Annotated in this window: 11 protein-coding genes; all 11 read left to right on the top strand. The window is 44.8% G+C overall.

All coding sequences use genetic code 11. The features are described from left to right. Positions 1 to 408 precede the first annotated feature (408 nt). On the top strand, positions 409 to 804 hold the full coding sequence (locus BM210_RS06270; RefSeq protein ID WP_091165697.1) for a DoxX family protein: 396 nt from the start codon (positions 409 to 411) through the stop codon (positions 802 to 804). A gap of 394 nt (positions 805 to 1198) precedes the next feature. Beyond that, complete coding sequence (locus BM210_RS06265) at positions 1199 to 1558, top strand: hypothetical protein (protein ID WP_371263431.1); 360 nt, start codon at positions 1199 to 1201, stop codon at positions 1556 to 1558. Positions 1559 to 1816: 258 nt separating this feature from the next. Next, positions 1817 to 3358 carry a response regulator transcription factor gene (locus tag BM210_RS06260; RefSeq protein WP_091165692.1) on the top strand — a complete coding sequence of 514 codons (1542 nt, stop codon included), beginning with the start codon at positions 1817 to 1819 and terminating at the stop codon, positions 3356 to 3358. A gap of 68 nt (positions 3359 to 3426) precedes the next feature. Further along, positions 3427 to 5202, top strand: a complete 1776-nt coding sequence (locus tag BM210_RS06255; protein ID WP_091165690.1) for a sensor histidine kinase — start codon at positions 3427 to 3429, stop codon at positions 5200 to 5202. 95 nt (positions 5203 to 5297) lie between these two features. After that, on the top strand, positions 5298 to 6629 hold the full coding sequence (locus BM210_RS06250) for an ABC transporter substrate-binding protein (protein WP_091165688.1): 1332 nt from the start codon (positions 5298 to 5300) through the stop codon (positions 6627 to 6629). A gap of 101 nt (positions 6630 to 6730) precedes the next feature. Next, on the top strand, positions 6731 to 7624 hold the full coding sequence (locus BM210_RS06245; protein ID WP_256223262.1) for a carbohydrate ABC transporter permease: 894 nt from the start codon (positions 6731 to 6733) through the stop codon (positions 7622 to 7624). A gap of 2 nt (positions 7625 to 7626) precedes the next feature. Further along, positions 7627 to 8445, top strand: a complete 819-nt coding sequence (locus BM210_RS06240; protein ID WP_256223261.1) for a carbohydrate ABC transporter permease — start codon at positions 7627 to 7629, stop codon at positions 8443 to 8445. A 53-nt stretch (positions 8446 to 8498) separates the two neighbouring features. Further along, complete coding sequence (locus tag BM210_RS06235) at positions 8499 to 11015, top strand: glycoside hydrolase family 2 protein (RefSeq protein ID WP_091165686.1); 2517 nt, start codon at positions 8499 to 8501, stop codon at positions 11013 to 11015. Continuing rightward, positions 11012 to 11893: an SMP-30/gluconolactonase/LRE family protein gene (locus BM210_RS06230; RefSeq protein ID WP_091165683.1), complete on the top strand. Its 882-nt coding sequence runs from the start codon at positions 11012 to 11014 to the stop codon at positions 11891 to 11893. The genes BM210_RS06235 and BM210_RS06230 overlap by 4 nt, the downstream gene beginning before the upstream one ends. Further along, positions 11893 to 13071 (top strand): enolase C-terminal domain-like protein, encoded by a 1179-nt coding sequence (locus tag BM210_RS06225; RefSeq protein ID WP_177237659.1) that lies wholly within the window; start codon positions 11893 to 11895, stop codon positions 13069 to 13071. The genes BM210_RS06230 and BM210_RS06225 overlap by 1 nt, the downstream gene beginning before the upstream one ends. A 75-nt stretch (positions 13072 to 13146) precedes the next feature. Continuing rightward, positions 13147 to 14175, top strand: a complete 1029-nt coding sequence (locus BM210_RS06220; RefSeq protein ID WP_091165678.1) for an aldo/keto reductase — start codon at positions 13147 to 13149, stop codon at positions 14173 to 14175. The last annotated feature ends 14 nt before the right edge of the window (positions 14176 to 14189 follow it).

The following is a 14189-nucleotide window of genomic DNA, read 5'->3' as shown; positions in this document are numbered from 1 at the left end:
CCATTTAAGCGAGGAACGATGAAGTCGGCTTGATTTGCAAAGAGCTTAGCTGTTGGCATGACAGCAATCATAAGCGCTGAGCAGCAAATCAAGCCTCCGTTCACCGGAATGAACAAATCGACGTCAGTGAGCCTTGTGCAATTAATATTAAAATGGTTGTTGACAAATATTCGTTATTAGTTTATCTTTAATTAAAGATACTTAATAACGAGATAAAATTGGAGGCGAAATGAATGGCCATAAACATGCCTGGATCTGCGCATACTGCTTTGAGTCAAGAGATTGATTCATAGCTTAAGTTCTAAAAAAAAGAGTGGCATTAATCAAAAAGCAAGCAACATGGCGTTATTGCGTCAGATATCTTAAATTAAAGAATATTTAATTAAAACTAATTGGAGGCTGGTTATTATGGTAGCATTAGGCTTATTATTGATTCGTTTGGTCGTTGGTTTGTTGTTTGTGGGTCATGGAGCACAAAAATTGTTCGGTTGGTTTGGTGGCTATGGTCCTAAAGGAACGGGTGGTTGGATGGAATCCGTTGGCATTAAACCGGGAGTAACTATGGCGGTTATCGCCGGTTTTATGGAATTGCTGGGAGGCGCACTGTTCACTTTGGGCTGGTTGACTCCTGTTGCCGCAGTTCTGATTACGGCTACGATGATTGGAGCCTTCAAGGTTCACGGTAAAAATGGTATCTGGGCAGCGGCCAACGGCTATGAATATCCGCTGGTTCTCATTGCCGTCGTAATTGGAATTGCCTTAAACGGTGCAGGTGCCTATTCGCTAGATGTTCTTTTTAAATAAGGATAATCATAATGGCGTGTAGGATTTCAAATAAAAGTTTGTAAAGTAAATCGCACTCTGCAGACCCTACAGGCCTGATGGAGTGCGATTTATTTGAAATTTCATAATATGCATGTCATGTTACATAAATATGTTATAAAGTTCCCATACTAAATGAACGAAACGGTAAAGGGAGAAATTGAAATGAAGCAAATGGTATTATGCCATATATGTTTGTATCCTCTTTTAAGATGGGGTGGCAACTTACAGCTGAAGACCCGCTCCAACCTGAATCTACCTTCCCGACTAGCCTATGAAAAGTTCCAATAAAATTGAAAAGCTATTGTGGAGTATTGCATTTCCCGGTTTTGGACAAATATTAAATAAAAAATATATCAAAGGCGCAGTTCTGATTGTGTTGGAGTTTGTTATCAATTCGAATGCTCATTTGAATCAAATCATCATTCTTAGCTTTAACGGCGAGATCTTAAGCTCAATTGAACATACAGATTATCATTGGCTGATGTTTTACCCGTGCGTTTATATGTTCGGCATGTGGGATGCCTATAAAGATGGTGGAGAAACCTCACCTTATGCTTATCTGCCTTATGTGGTTGGAGCATTTTTTGGTACAGTGGGATTGATTTATTCGGAGCGTTTGACCATCTTCGGCATTTTGTTGGGTCCCGTATGGATGCCCATGTTATTTGCATTTCTCGGTATCGGACTCGGTATTGCTATATTTAAGCTGCTGAATAAACAAATGACATTCTGACAATAATCCAATATTTTCTGATAGTCTGAATCATAGCAGTGTGGTAGTTCGAAATCGCCTCTTTAAGCTCCAAACCCCGCACTGCACAATCTTCATTATTCAAAATAAATATGGTAGTATTAGATATATTTTCACATTAGTTAGATAATTATGTATGCGGTTTCAAAAAATATGAAGTTCAACAAATTGATTTATGCAGTTTGAAGTGTGGAATTGTATGATTCATAAACAAACGGTTGCAGTAAGGGGGGAGAAAAAATGTTGAAGGTCATGATTGTCGAGGATGAAGATATTGTAAGAGAGGACATCAAGCATTTAATCGATTGGGAGCAGCTTGGCTTTGAAATCATTGCAGAAGCAAGGAACGGCAGCGAGGGTTTACGCACTTTTTTGGAGCACAATCCGGATGTTATTATAACCGATATCAAGATGCCAGTCATGGGCGGATTGGAGATGATCACCAACATTTTGCAAATTCGCAAAAACAAAAAGATTATTCTGCTAACATCCTATGGAGATTTTAATTTTGCACGACAGGCCATTCAGTTGGGTATCCATTCCTATGTGCTCAAGCATGAATTGGACGGCGCCTTATTAATTCAGGAGTTGGACAAATTAAAGCAGCAGTTGCAGGAGGAAGAAAGTGTTGGCTACCTCGCCCGTAGAGAACAGCTCCGTATGTTCCTCAAACGGTTGGAGTCGATGATAGATGATGCTGGCATGATAGTTAGAGACGATCTATTTCGTTGGAAGGGCAGAACAGGCATATGTATGCTAGGCTTTGATCTCTCTCCGCCAAGTCAGGAATATGCACACCAGAGATCTATCCCCGTAGATAGAAAAAAATTTATCGATTTTATGTACGCGCGTTCATCTTGTGATATTGAAGCTGAAATTGTAGATGTGCACGATAATGAATATATTATTTTTTACAAGATTCCAGAACGCAGCAGCGAACGAACCGTGTTTGAATACAGCAGCCATTTTGCGAGTCATCTGCAATCCGAAGTAACTAATACGTTCTTTTGTACCATATCGGTAGCTATTGGACCTGTTTTTGAAAACCACCGAGAAATTCGGGAAAGCCTAAAAAAAGCAAGGGAGTTATATGCGTTAAGAATATTTAAAAAAGGCAGCTCCATATTCGTCCATCCCCGGAAGCAGCCCGACGGGCAGCAGCTGCAATCTTCCATAGATCTCAAGCTCAAAGAAATTCAGGAGTATTTGAATCATGAGCAGTATACGATGGTTAATGATGCAATTGATGTGCTGTTGTGCCGCCTTCTCGTGGCTCTTGAGGATACGTCAGCGCTTAAAAGCAGCATTTTTGAGCTGATTCGTCTGATCAATTTGAAGGCAATTCCCAAGCATGGAACACCGATGATCGAATCTTTTGATGCCTTGTCTGAATTACAGCAGCTGGGCAATGTGTACCAGATTGCAGAATGGTTCAAACACATGATCACAAGGCTGGAAGAAGAATCGAATTCGAAATATAGCAAAAAAATCAGGGAGCTGCTGCAATATATACATGCCAATTACTCTAAGGACATTACGTTAAACGAAATTGCGGACCGGATGGGGTTCAGCTTGATATATACGAGCCAATTGTTTAAGAAGGAGGTAGGTGTTACCTTCATCACCTATCTGACTCAATACCGGATTGAAAAGGCAAGGGAGCTGCTGGCTTCGGGCCAATATAAAGTATACGAGGTCAGCTCGATGGTTGGATATCAAACCGTGCAATATTTTTCTAAAACATTTAAGAAAGTAACCGGACTTAACCCTGGTGATTTGTAATCCGATATCCTGAGGATTCTCCATTTGAGGTTTGAGATTTCGTACTCATCGTAGAGGAGGGCCGGCAAATGCCTCATTTTTTTAAATCAATGAATATTAAGGTGAAAATTACTGCGGTTGCTTTTATATCCATATTACTTTCGGTCGGCTTGAGCAGCTTTTCGATTTATTTGTACGTCAACCCGATTTTGAGCAAGCAAATAGTTAGAGATAATCAAACGATCGTTGAAAAAATAGCTCAGCAGGTTTCTTATCTTTCCGAGGATATTGTGAATTATGCCAAAGGGATTGTCGTCAACGACCAACTGCAGCTGCTGTTAAAAAAAATGTCAACGACTCAGGACTACGATTATTTTGTGAGTAATCTACAATTGGAAACGGTATTGAAGGAATATAGCTTGCTTAGAGACCATATCATCGTCGATATGTTCATCGTGGATCGCGATAACAAAGTATTGGAAATGAAAGACGTATATTCAAGCTCTATAACAGAGGATTGGTACGATGACTTTAGATCCAACAATCAATACAACGGAACCTCCAAGCCGCATATTGTTACGAATAATTTGAATCGGCCTACAGAATTGAAGGTTGTCACCTATGTGATGAATATTTATGACAAGCAAAACCCTTACGTATATTTGGGCAAGCTGCTCATTCACATGAATTATGATGTGTTGGTTAAACCTATGCTCACCGATCCTGCGCTTGGGATTCATATATGGACATTGGATAAGAATAAAGAAACGGTGTTTGCCCCAGAGGGTGCTGCCTTATCAGTTCCGCAGGAAGTAGTTGGGGATTCCAGTTCTACGAATAAGACGATGCTGAAGGATGGGCAATATTATATTAATGTATCGATACCCTCCTCACAATGGGAATTAATCGGGATTATTTCGGAAAATAAAATAAACGCAAATATGAAATATACGAATTATGTGCTGGTATCCATTATGTTGATCTGTTTATTGATCATGTCATTGTCGATCTATCCGGTGGTTGCTAACGTAACCAAACCGCTAATGAAGCTGATCAGAGGCATGCGCCAGGTTTCCAAGGGAGAGCTGCATACCCATATTTCAGTGACCAGTGGCGATGAAATAGAAGAAGTCGCCAAGGTGTTTAATAAAATGGTCAAGGACATTAAAAATCTTGTAGATGAATCGGTTCTTATGGAGAAACAGAAGCGAGAGCTTGAGCTTAAAATGTTCATGTACCAAATCAATCCGCATTTTATTTATAATACTTTAAATTCGGTGATTTATTTGGCACGAAAAGCTAATGCACCGGATGTTGCGGCTCTCACGAAGGCATTTATTTCATTCCTGCAGCGAACGATCAAGAATAAACCGGAAATGCTCGCCTCCATTCAGGAAGAAATGATCTACATGGAGGATTATATGATGATTCTGCAATACAGGTATATCGATAGAATGGAGCTGGTGTGGGAGGTTGAAGATGCTTGCAGGGAGAAGAAAATACCCAAAATGATTTTGTACCCTTTAGTGGAAAACAGTATTTTTCATGGTATTCTTCCTACCCAGCGTAAAGGCTCGATACGAATCAGCGTCACTGCGCACAGCGGTATGCTTACGGTAAGTGTGGAGGATAACGGGGTTGGAATGAGCCTTGAGAAGTTGGAACGCCTTCAATCGCAGATGGACTCACCGGTTCTACAGGAGGATTTGGACCACATCGGGATGCTGAACGTGAACAACCGGCTTCAATTATTGTATGGAGAAACGGCAATTTTACATATTGAAAGTGTAGAGAACGAAGGTACGCGGATTTTCTTCTCCATCCCGGACTGGATCCCGTACGCTGTAGATCATAAAAATGTATAACATATAATAATTTTGACATGTATAAAGCCTTGAGGTACAGCAGTTATAGTTATTCATGTAAGGAAGATATACATATTGAATAAGGAGGATGATTTATGCGCAAGAGATGGTTTAAAGCTTTACCTCTGGTTATTCTCACAGCAATGCTCGGACTGGCTGGATGCAGTGGCGGGGGTCAACAAAGTGCTGCCGGTACAGACAAAAAGCCGGAAGCGGCAGGCAGCACAGCGAAGACAGATATTAATATTTGGTTGTGGGACAAGACAGATTCCCGTGCCAAGATGTATGAGGAGTTCACGAAGCTGTATCCTCAGTATAATATTGTAATGACAGCGGTGGAGAGCAAGGACATGGCTCAAAAGCTGCAAACGGCGCTCGCCTCCGGGGCAGATTTGCCTGATGTCGCATGGCTGGAGCAGACCTATCGCGGTAAACTGCTGTCCCTGAACATCTGGGAGGATCTGTCCAAAGCTCCATACAATCTGGATAAATCCCAGGTGCTCGACTATTTGGTTCCTCTGGAGACAACCGAAAGCGGAGTTTATGTCGGTCCTGAAGCTCCATCTGTTGCGGGTATGGCCTATAAACGCGCTTTGGCCAAACAATACTTCGGCACGGAGGATCGCACGGAACTGGAAAAAATCTTTACCGATTGGGATACCTTTATTAAAAAGGGCATCGAGGTCAAGGAAAAGTCAAACGGCAAGGTGTTTATGTTTGCAAGCTTAGGCGATGCTTATGCATTCCTCAAAGGTCAAACCAATACGCCGTTTATTCAAGGAACTACACTTAATTTGAAGCAGGGTGTTGCGCCGTTGCTTGACAAGCTGGTTCAAATGAAAAAAGCAGGCATTATCGATGTATTAGATACGAACTCCCCTGCTGCCAATGCTTCTTATACCGATGATTTGCACATTTTCTACCCATGCGCCAACTGGTCAGTGGAGTTCACGATCAAAGCCAACGACAAGAATGGTATAGGCCGTTGGGGCTTTATGATTCCACCGGGTGGACCTTTCCCGCTTGGCGGAACACTGCAAGGAGTACCGCAAAAAGCCAAAAACAAAGTAGGGGGAGCCGAGTTTGTTAAATGGCTGTTCCTGACCGAAAAAGGCTCAGAGGTAGCGCGTGATTACAAAGGCAATTTCTCTCCTTTCAAGCCGATTTACCAAAAAACCGACTTCTACTCGAAGAAGGAAGAGCATTTTGCCGGGCAGGACGTTCAGAAGGCTATTGCTCAGGACGTATTTCCCAAAATTAAATCGGTACGACTGCCAAGCAAGTATGACCAGGACATTGATGATTCCGTTAATGTAGCCATGAAAACGATCAATGCATCCAAGGATGGTAACTTGGTTGTGGATCAGTTGATCAAGAAGATGGAAGATGATCTGAAGAGCAAGCAGCCTGATCTCAAGGTTCAATAAACACAACCACGCTTTTTAAATAGCAAGAAAGCCAAAAGGGAGTTTGGGTTTAGGCGCAAGCTTCCTTTTGGTTCATAATCATAAGGTAGAAGGTGAGATGCTTGCAAAGGGTTGGAAAAAAGGCAACACCTTATTTAATGGTAACCCCCTATTTTTTATTGTATATCGCGTTTGGGCTGTTTCCGATCTTATTTTCATTTGTGATCAGCTTTACCAAATGGGACGGAATTACGGATATGGTGTTTGTCGGTCTGGCCAATTATATCCGGATTTTTACGAACGACAGCTTGTTTTATGAATCCCTGTATAACACGATTCTGATCATTGTTATCACGATACCGGTAGAGATTGTACTTGGTCTTCTGCTGGCCGTATTTCTAAAGGATTTCTTTCGCAAGTCAAGAAATGCGCTTCAACTGATTAACTTTTTACCGTATATTACAACGCCGGTTGCGATCGGGATTATTTTTCAAATCCTGTTTGATTGGAAAAATGGTTCAGTGAACGCAGTGCTTGGCATGATGGGCATTGACTCTGTTTATTGGTTGGGCTTTCCATGGGCAGCCCGGCTTGTTGTAATACTGATGATGAGTTGGACCGCTTACGGTTATAAAATGGTGCTGTTTTTGTCCGGCTTATCCACGATTCCCGAAGAGCTGTATGAATCAGCCAAAATCGATGGAGCCCGGTGGTGGGACAGCTTTATTCATATTACGATACCAATGCTAAAACCGATTATGCTGTTCGTTGTGATCACAAGCATCATTAACGGCTTCCGGTTGTTTGATGAACCACAGCTGCTGTTTCAATCCGCGTCACAGCCGATTGGTGGTCCCGATCATGCTGTCCTGACCGTAGTGATGAGATATTATGATGTGGCATTTCACAATTTTGAATTTGGCTATGGTTCTGCTATTGCTTACAGCCTATTTATCGTGATTTCGATTTTTTCGATCTTCTCAATGAAAATTATGAACCGCAAGGAGGAATCGTAGCCTTGAGCAGCCGAATGGGAAAAATACCGGTCTATATCTTTGTCACGATTGTATCCCTGTTTGCTTTAATACCGTTTTATACGATGATTATTATGGGTACCTATGTCAGTGAAGACTTGTATACGGGACTTAAGCTGCTGCCGGGCACATACTTGTTGGAAAATTTAAAATCGGTGCTGGCGCAAAACTTTTTCAGATTTTATTTAAATAGTTTGTTCGTTGCTGTAATTAATACGGCTGCAGCCGTTCTGGTCAGTGCACTCACTGGCTTTGCCTTTGCCAAATACCAGTTTAAAGGCAAGAAGCTTTTGTATTTCTTTATTATCGGTACGCTGATGATCCCTCCACAATTAGGATTAGTTGGATTTGTTGTAGAGATGCGTTATCTGGGGCTTGTGAATACTTTGGTTCCTTTGATTATAGGCGGTATAGCCAATGCGTTCGGCGTATTCTGGATGACCCAGTATATAACCACAGCGGTTCCAGGTGAAATTATTGAGAGTGGCAGGCTTGACGGATGCAGCGAATTTGGTATTTTCGCCAGAATCGTGCTGCCTGTGATTCGCCCTGCCTTGATTACATTATCCCTGCTGTTCTTCCTGTGGTCTTGGAACAATTATATGACACCACTGGTTCTGATTAATAAGGAAAGCCTGTATACGATACCGCTTGCTGTTTCTTTGTTGAGCAGTGAATACCGTACTGATTATGCCGCCAGAATTTTGGCGCTTGCGTTGTCAACGATTCCGATCCTGATTTTATTCGGCTTCGGCTCGAAGCATCTGATTCGTGGACTTGTTGGAGGAAGCATCAAAGGTTAGAAGTCGGATGAATTTGGAGCTCTACATCATGAAGATAAGTGGGGAGAGTTAACATGAAGCTCATTACCGAATTAAACGATTTGTGGAAAATTAAACAATTCGCTCCATTTGATCATTCCAATGCAGACAGCTTAAATAAGAGTGAAGAAGGGCTTGAAGGGGAAAGTGGCTGGATCAAAACGAATATTCCTGCCCAGGTTCATGAAATATTGCTGAAGGAAGGGCTTATCGAGGACCCTGCGCTGCTGGGTAAGACACAGGAATGTCTGTGGGTTGCCGAGCACGACTGGATTTATAAACGGACCTTTTCTTGCCCAAAGCAGCAGCAGGATAAGAAGGCGTATCTCCATTTCAAAGGACTGGATACGTTAGTCGATATTTACCTCAATGGCAAGCATTTGGCTTATCACAACGATATGTATGTGCCTGTTAGACTGGAGGTCACTGGGCAGCTGGAGGAAGAAAATGTGCTCGTCGTACACATCCATTCGCCCTTTGCCTATATCAAGCAGGCCGATTACCCAAAGGAATGGACTGGCAAAATACGACCGAGCCGTTTAATCAGGAAAAACGACCAGGATTTTAACGATTATTTGGGTGCCAAGCCTTACCTGACCCGGATGGGAATTTATGACACGGTATCTTTAGAGGTGATAGATGAGCTGGAAATCGTGGACAACGATATTTCCTTCCGACTGCTGGAAGGGTATGGGCAAGGCCTTGTTACCGCCAAAGTGAGCGGAGAAGGATTCGTTGAGGGGAGCACGTTACAATTTACGATCAAAAGTCCAGACCAGCAAATCGTCGCTCAGCTTAGTAAACCGATTCGAAGTGAAGACGCCGAGAGCTGGAATTACACTTGTGAGCTGACGGTTCCTCAACCGCTGCTATGGTGGCCACGGGGCTACGGCGAGCAGCCGCTATATGAGGTTAACGTATCGGTTCTTGTAAACGGCGAAGTCAAGGACCAGGATGTGAAACGCATCGGCTTTCGCGATGTGAAGATGGTGCAGCCGCTTGATTTTGTCATTAATCAGAAGCAGATCAAATTATGGGGAGCTCAATCGGCACCCATGCAGGGAATCACCCATTGCTGGAATAACGAAAAATCCAATCAACTGCTGGACTTGCTGGAGAACGCTAATATGAACTCGCAGCGGGTATGGGGTGGAGCGGACCGTTATGACGATGCGTTTTATGAGGAAGCTGACCGAAGGGGCATTTTGATCTGGCAGGAGTTTTTTCATGATTATGGCATGTATCCCGATACACAACAATATCGTCAACTATGTAAGAAGGAAGCGGAATATCAGGTGAAGCGCCTCAAGCATCACCCTTCACTGCTGTTTTGGTGCGGAGGCAATGAATGCTTTATGGGAGCGGAATTTGAGCTGCCTGGAGTGCCCTACATAGGGGGCGAAATATTTTTGGAGGATTATAAAAGCGTATGTGAAACGTTGGACCCGGACCGATACTACCATATCAACTCGCCATACGGGGGCGCTTATTGCAATGATCCGTTAGCAGGGGACACCCACAGCTATACGAATACTTGGTACGTTCCCGGAGCTGACTATCCGATCATGATCGCAGAAGAAATCAGAACGTCTCCGCCATCGTTGAAAAGCTTTATTAGATATATGGGCGAAGAGCGAGCGTGGCCAGCGGATTATTCAGGGCAGATTACAAAAAGCTCGAAATACCCTTGGCCTGACACATGGACCGAACGGACGTCAGCTTTTGGATGGAGAAAAATACCGCCGATTGAGCTGTTTTATGATGCTGATGATCTTCCGTCGGCGATATATAAATTTGGCGCAGCCCATGCGCATTATTTGAGGAAGGTGCTGGAAAATAACCGGAGAGGAAAGCCATCCGAAAGTCCTGATGGGGAACGTATATGCAAAGGGCACTTCGTGTGCAGATGGAACGATTCCTGGCCAGTTATTTATGGGAGCATGATCGATTATCATATGGAGCCGTTTATGCCTTATTATGCGGTCAAGCGAGCTTACGAGCCTGTATTGTTATCTTTTGATGTGCAAAACTTTATTTATTTGTGGGCTGTGAATGACAGTGCCCAGGATGTTGAAGGCACCTTGTATGTGAAGCTGTTCAATCCGAAAACGAATGTTTTTGAACAAGAATTCGAGACAAGTGTACAGGTTCGTTCGGGAACGTCCAGCCTGATCACGAATTTGAATGAATTCAAGCAGTTTTCCAGGGAGTATATCATATATGCCTATTTACTTGATGCTCGGGGCGAGCTGCTCGCAAGAACGAATGACCTCGTAGATATTGAGAGGCATATGCATTTTCCTGAAGCCAAAATCACAATGGAAATCAACGGTGGGCAGTTAGTGCTGTCTACGGATCAGTTTGCACGATGCATTGAGCTTTCCGGCAATCATGAGGGTAACGTGTTTGGTTGGCTGTTTGAGGATAACTACTTCGACCTGCTTCCAGGTGAAGTGAAGAAGGTAAACATACTTGGCAAACATACGAAGGGAACGATTACGGCCAAAGCGTATTATTCCCCACATCTAACCGAAGGAGGTTTTACACGATGAACATCATTCGATATTCAGAAAAGCTGGATCACATTATTTCGCCAGAGCAGACCGCGCAAAAGCTGGCTTCGGGCTTCTCCTTTTCGGAAGGTCCTGTCTGGTGCCCCCACACCAATCAATTATATTTTACGGATTTCCCGAATCATCGCATTTACACTTGGAGCGAAGCTAACGGCCTGAAGCTGTATAGTGATCAAAGCGACAGAGCGGTTGGTCTTACCTTGGACGCGGAGGGACGGTTGTTATCTTGCGAAACGCTGACCCGCAGAATTTCCCGAACGGAGAAGGATGGATCCATTACAGCGCTCGTCACCCATTATCAAGGAAGCAGAATCAATAACACCAATGATGTCATTGTTAAAAAGGACGGAACGATTTATTTTTCCGACCCTTACAGTACGATGCTGGGTGATACGAAGGATCTGGATGTGAACGGGGTATTCCGGTATGATCCACAATCTGGCACACTGGATTTGCTTGCAGAGGACTTCCCGAGACCTAATGGTCTTGCGTTTTCTCCAGATGAATCACTTCTATATATTGATGATACGACTGAACAGCATGTCAGAGTGTTTGATGTAAACCCTGACGGAAGTCTGAGCAATGGGCGGATATTTGCCGAGCTGGATACGACAGCAGGTCCAGGTGCCGCAGACGGAATGAAAGTTGACGAGCATGGCAACGTATATGTGACCGGACCGGGCGGTGTGTGGATATTTGCCCCGTCAGGCGAGTGGTTGGGCAGACTGGAATTCTCGGAGGTTGCTGCTAATTTATGCTTCGGCACTCCGCCGGAATCGCCGCTCGGCAACACACTGTTTGTTACAGCCAGCTCTTCCTTGTACAGCATCAAGCTGCTGGTTCGCGGAGCTGTATAATGAAAATTACCGACGTGCAGGTTTTTAAATTAAGTGGATTTATGGACAAGACGTGGGAGCACCGCGCACGCTCTGCTGCTCCTATAGATATATATCCAGAGTATGCGCTTCGTGACCCGTTGCATTCAACGGATGGATCAGTGGAGAGAATACCGCTGCACCGCTTTTATGTGACTATTGTTACTGATGAGGGGCTTGACGGTTTATACGGACCGATGGTTTATGAGGAGCAGGCGGATATTCTTGTTAAGAAGTTGAAGCCGCTGCTGCTCGGACAGGACCCGTTGGACATCGAACGATTGTGGGATCAAATGAGATTCGACAGGCATGGCCGCAACGGTTATTACATGATGGCCGCGAGTGCAGTGGACTGCGCGCTGTGGGACTTACGAGGTAAATTTTATAATACGCCCGTTTATCGTCTGCTTGGCGGCCCCACACGCTCGCAAATTCCCGTGTATGCCAGCGCACTAGGGTACCCGATTGAAGAAGGCAAGGTCGGTGAGCAGGCTAAAGCCTTCGTGAAAGCCGGGTTTAAGGCACAAAAATGGTTTTTTCGTCATGGACCCTCCGCTGGTGGGGAAGGGAAGGCGAGCAATCTTCGTATGGCGCAGGAGGTGCGGGAAGCTATCGGCAGCGAGGCTGATTTCATGCTCGATTGCTGGATGGGCTGGGACGTACCGTATACGGTCGACATGATGGACCGGCTGCGCGAATTAAGGCCGTTATGGCTGGAGGAGCCGCTGCTCCCCAATCAGGTAGACGGCTATAGGCTGTTAAAGGAACGGGGATCGTTATTGCTGGCCGCAGGTGAGCATTTGTATACCCGTAAAGACTTTAAGCCGTTCTTTGACCAAGGTCTGTTAGCTTATGCCCAGCCGGACCCTGATTGGACCGGTGGCATTACGGAATTGCGTAAAATCGCGATACTTGCTGAAACCTTTGATGTGAAGTTTATCCCTCATGGCTGTACGGTGCTGTCTAATCTGCATGTGATTGCATCGCTTGCGCCTTCGGTGTGTCCTTATTTGGAATACTTAGTGCTCTATCAGCAGCAGCAGAGCCATTTTCATATCAACAAGCTGATTCCAGTGAACGGGTATCTGGCCTTGCCTGAGCAAGCCGGACTCGGTATTGAGCTGGATGAAAGCACGATTGAAGCCAAGGTACAGATATAAACGAGATCGATCAGCACAAGTACAGTCGGACATGGGCATATAATGAAAATGAAACGTTTCTCGGGAGGGATTGCGGTGAAATTCGGTTATTTGGGAAAGTCGGGATTAAGGGTAAGCAGGCTTTGTTTGGGTACGGCAGCCTTTGGCGGTAAGGTAGGGAAAGAAGGGGAATACGGCAGTATCAGTGAACCGGAAGCATTCCGAATTATGGATGCCGCTTTGGACGCTGGTATTAATTTCTTCGATACCGCCAACGTCTATGGCGGGGTAAGACTTCGCGGAGAAACGATTGGTCATCGCGGGATTACCGAGGAAATTATTGGACGCTGGTTTGCCCAAGGGGGCAACCGCCGTGAACGGGTCGTACTTGGCACGAAGGTTGGTCGGGTATTCGAGGAGGATGTGCTTGATGGTCCAAACAAGGCGCAGGGCTTGTCCTTATACAAAATTCGCCGCCACTTCGAAGCATCGCTGAAAAGGCTGCAAACGGACCACATCGAGCTGTATCAAATGCATCACGTGGATCGGAATGTGCAGTGGGAAGAATTGTGGGAGGCGTTTGAAGGTCTTGTTCGCTCAGGAAAGGTCGACTATATTGGGTCCTCCAATTTTGCCGGCAGAGATTTGGCGCGTGCCCAATCCGTTGCCAAGGAGCGGCACTTTATGGGTCTTATTTCCGAGCAGCACGGGTACAACCTGCTGAACCGGTTTCCGGAAACGGATACGCTGCCGACTGCTAAGGAGTTGGGCATTGGTGTTACAATCTTCAGTCCGTTGGCGCGAGGACTACTGGCGACGGATGTGAGCAAGCCATTTACACGCACACTGACGGATGATGCGCTGATGCTGCTGGAAACCCATCGTTCGCAAATGGAACAGTTTTCGGCCCTGTGCAGAGAGCTTGGTGAGAAGGAGGCCAACGTATCCCTGGCATGGCTGCTGGCCAACCCAGCTGTAGCTGCCCCGATAATCGGCCCAAGCACGGTGGAGGAGCTGGAGGATTTATTACGCTCCGTCGAAATCGAGCTGGATGCTTCAACAATGAAGCGGCTCGACGAAATTTTCCCAGCGACGAGAGAACTGTCCATGTTTAAACAAACTTAAGAGCAGGGAGGCAT

It is taken from the genome of Paenibacillus sp. 1_12 (assembly GCF_900114475.1).
Taxonomy (GTDB): Bacteria; Bacillota; Bacilli; order Paenibacillales; family NBRC-103111; genus Paenibacillus_S.
This window is presented reverse-complemented; position numbering and strand designations above follow the sequence as displayed.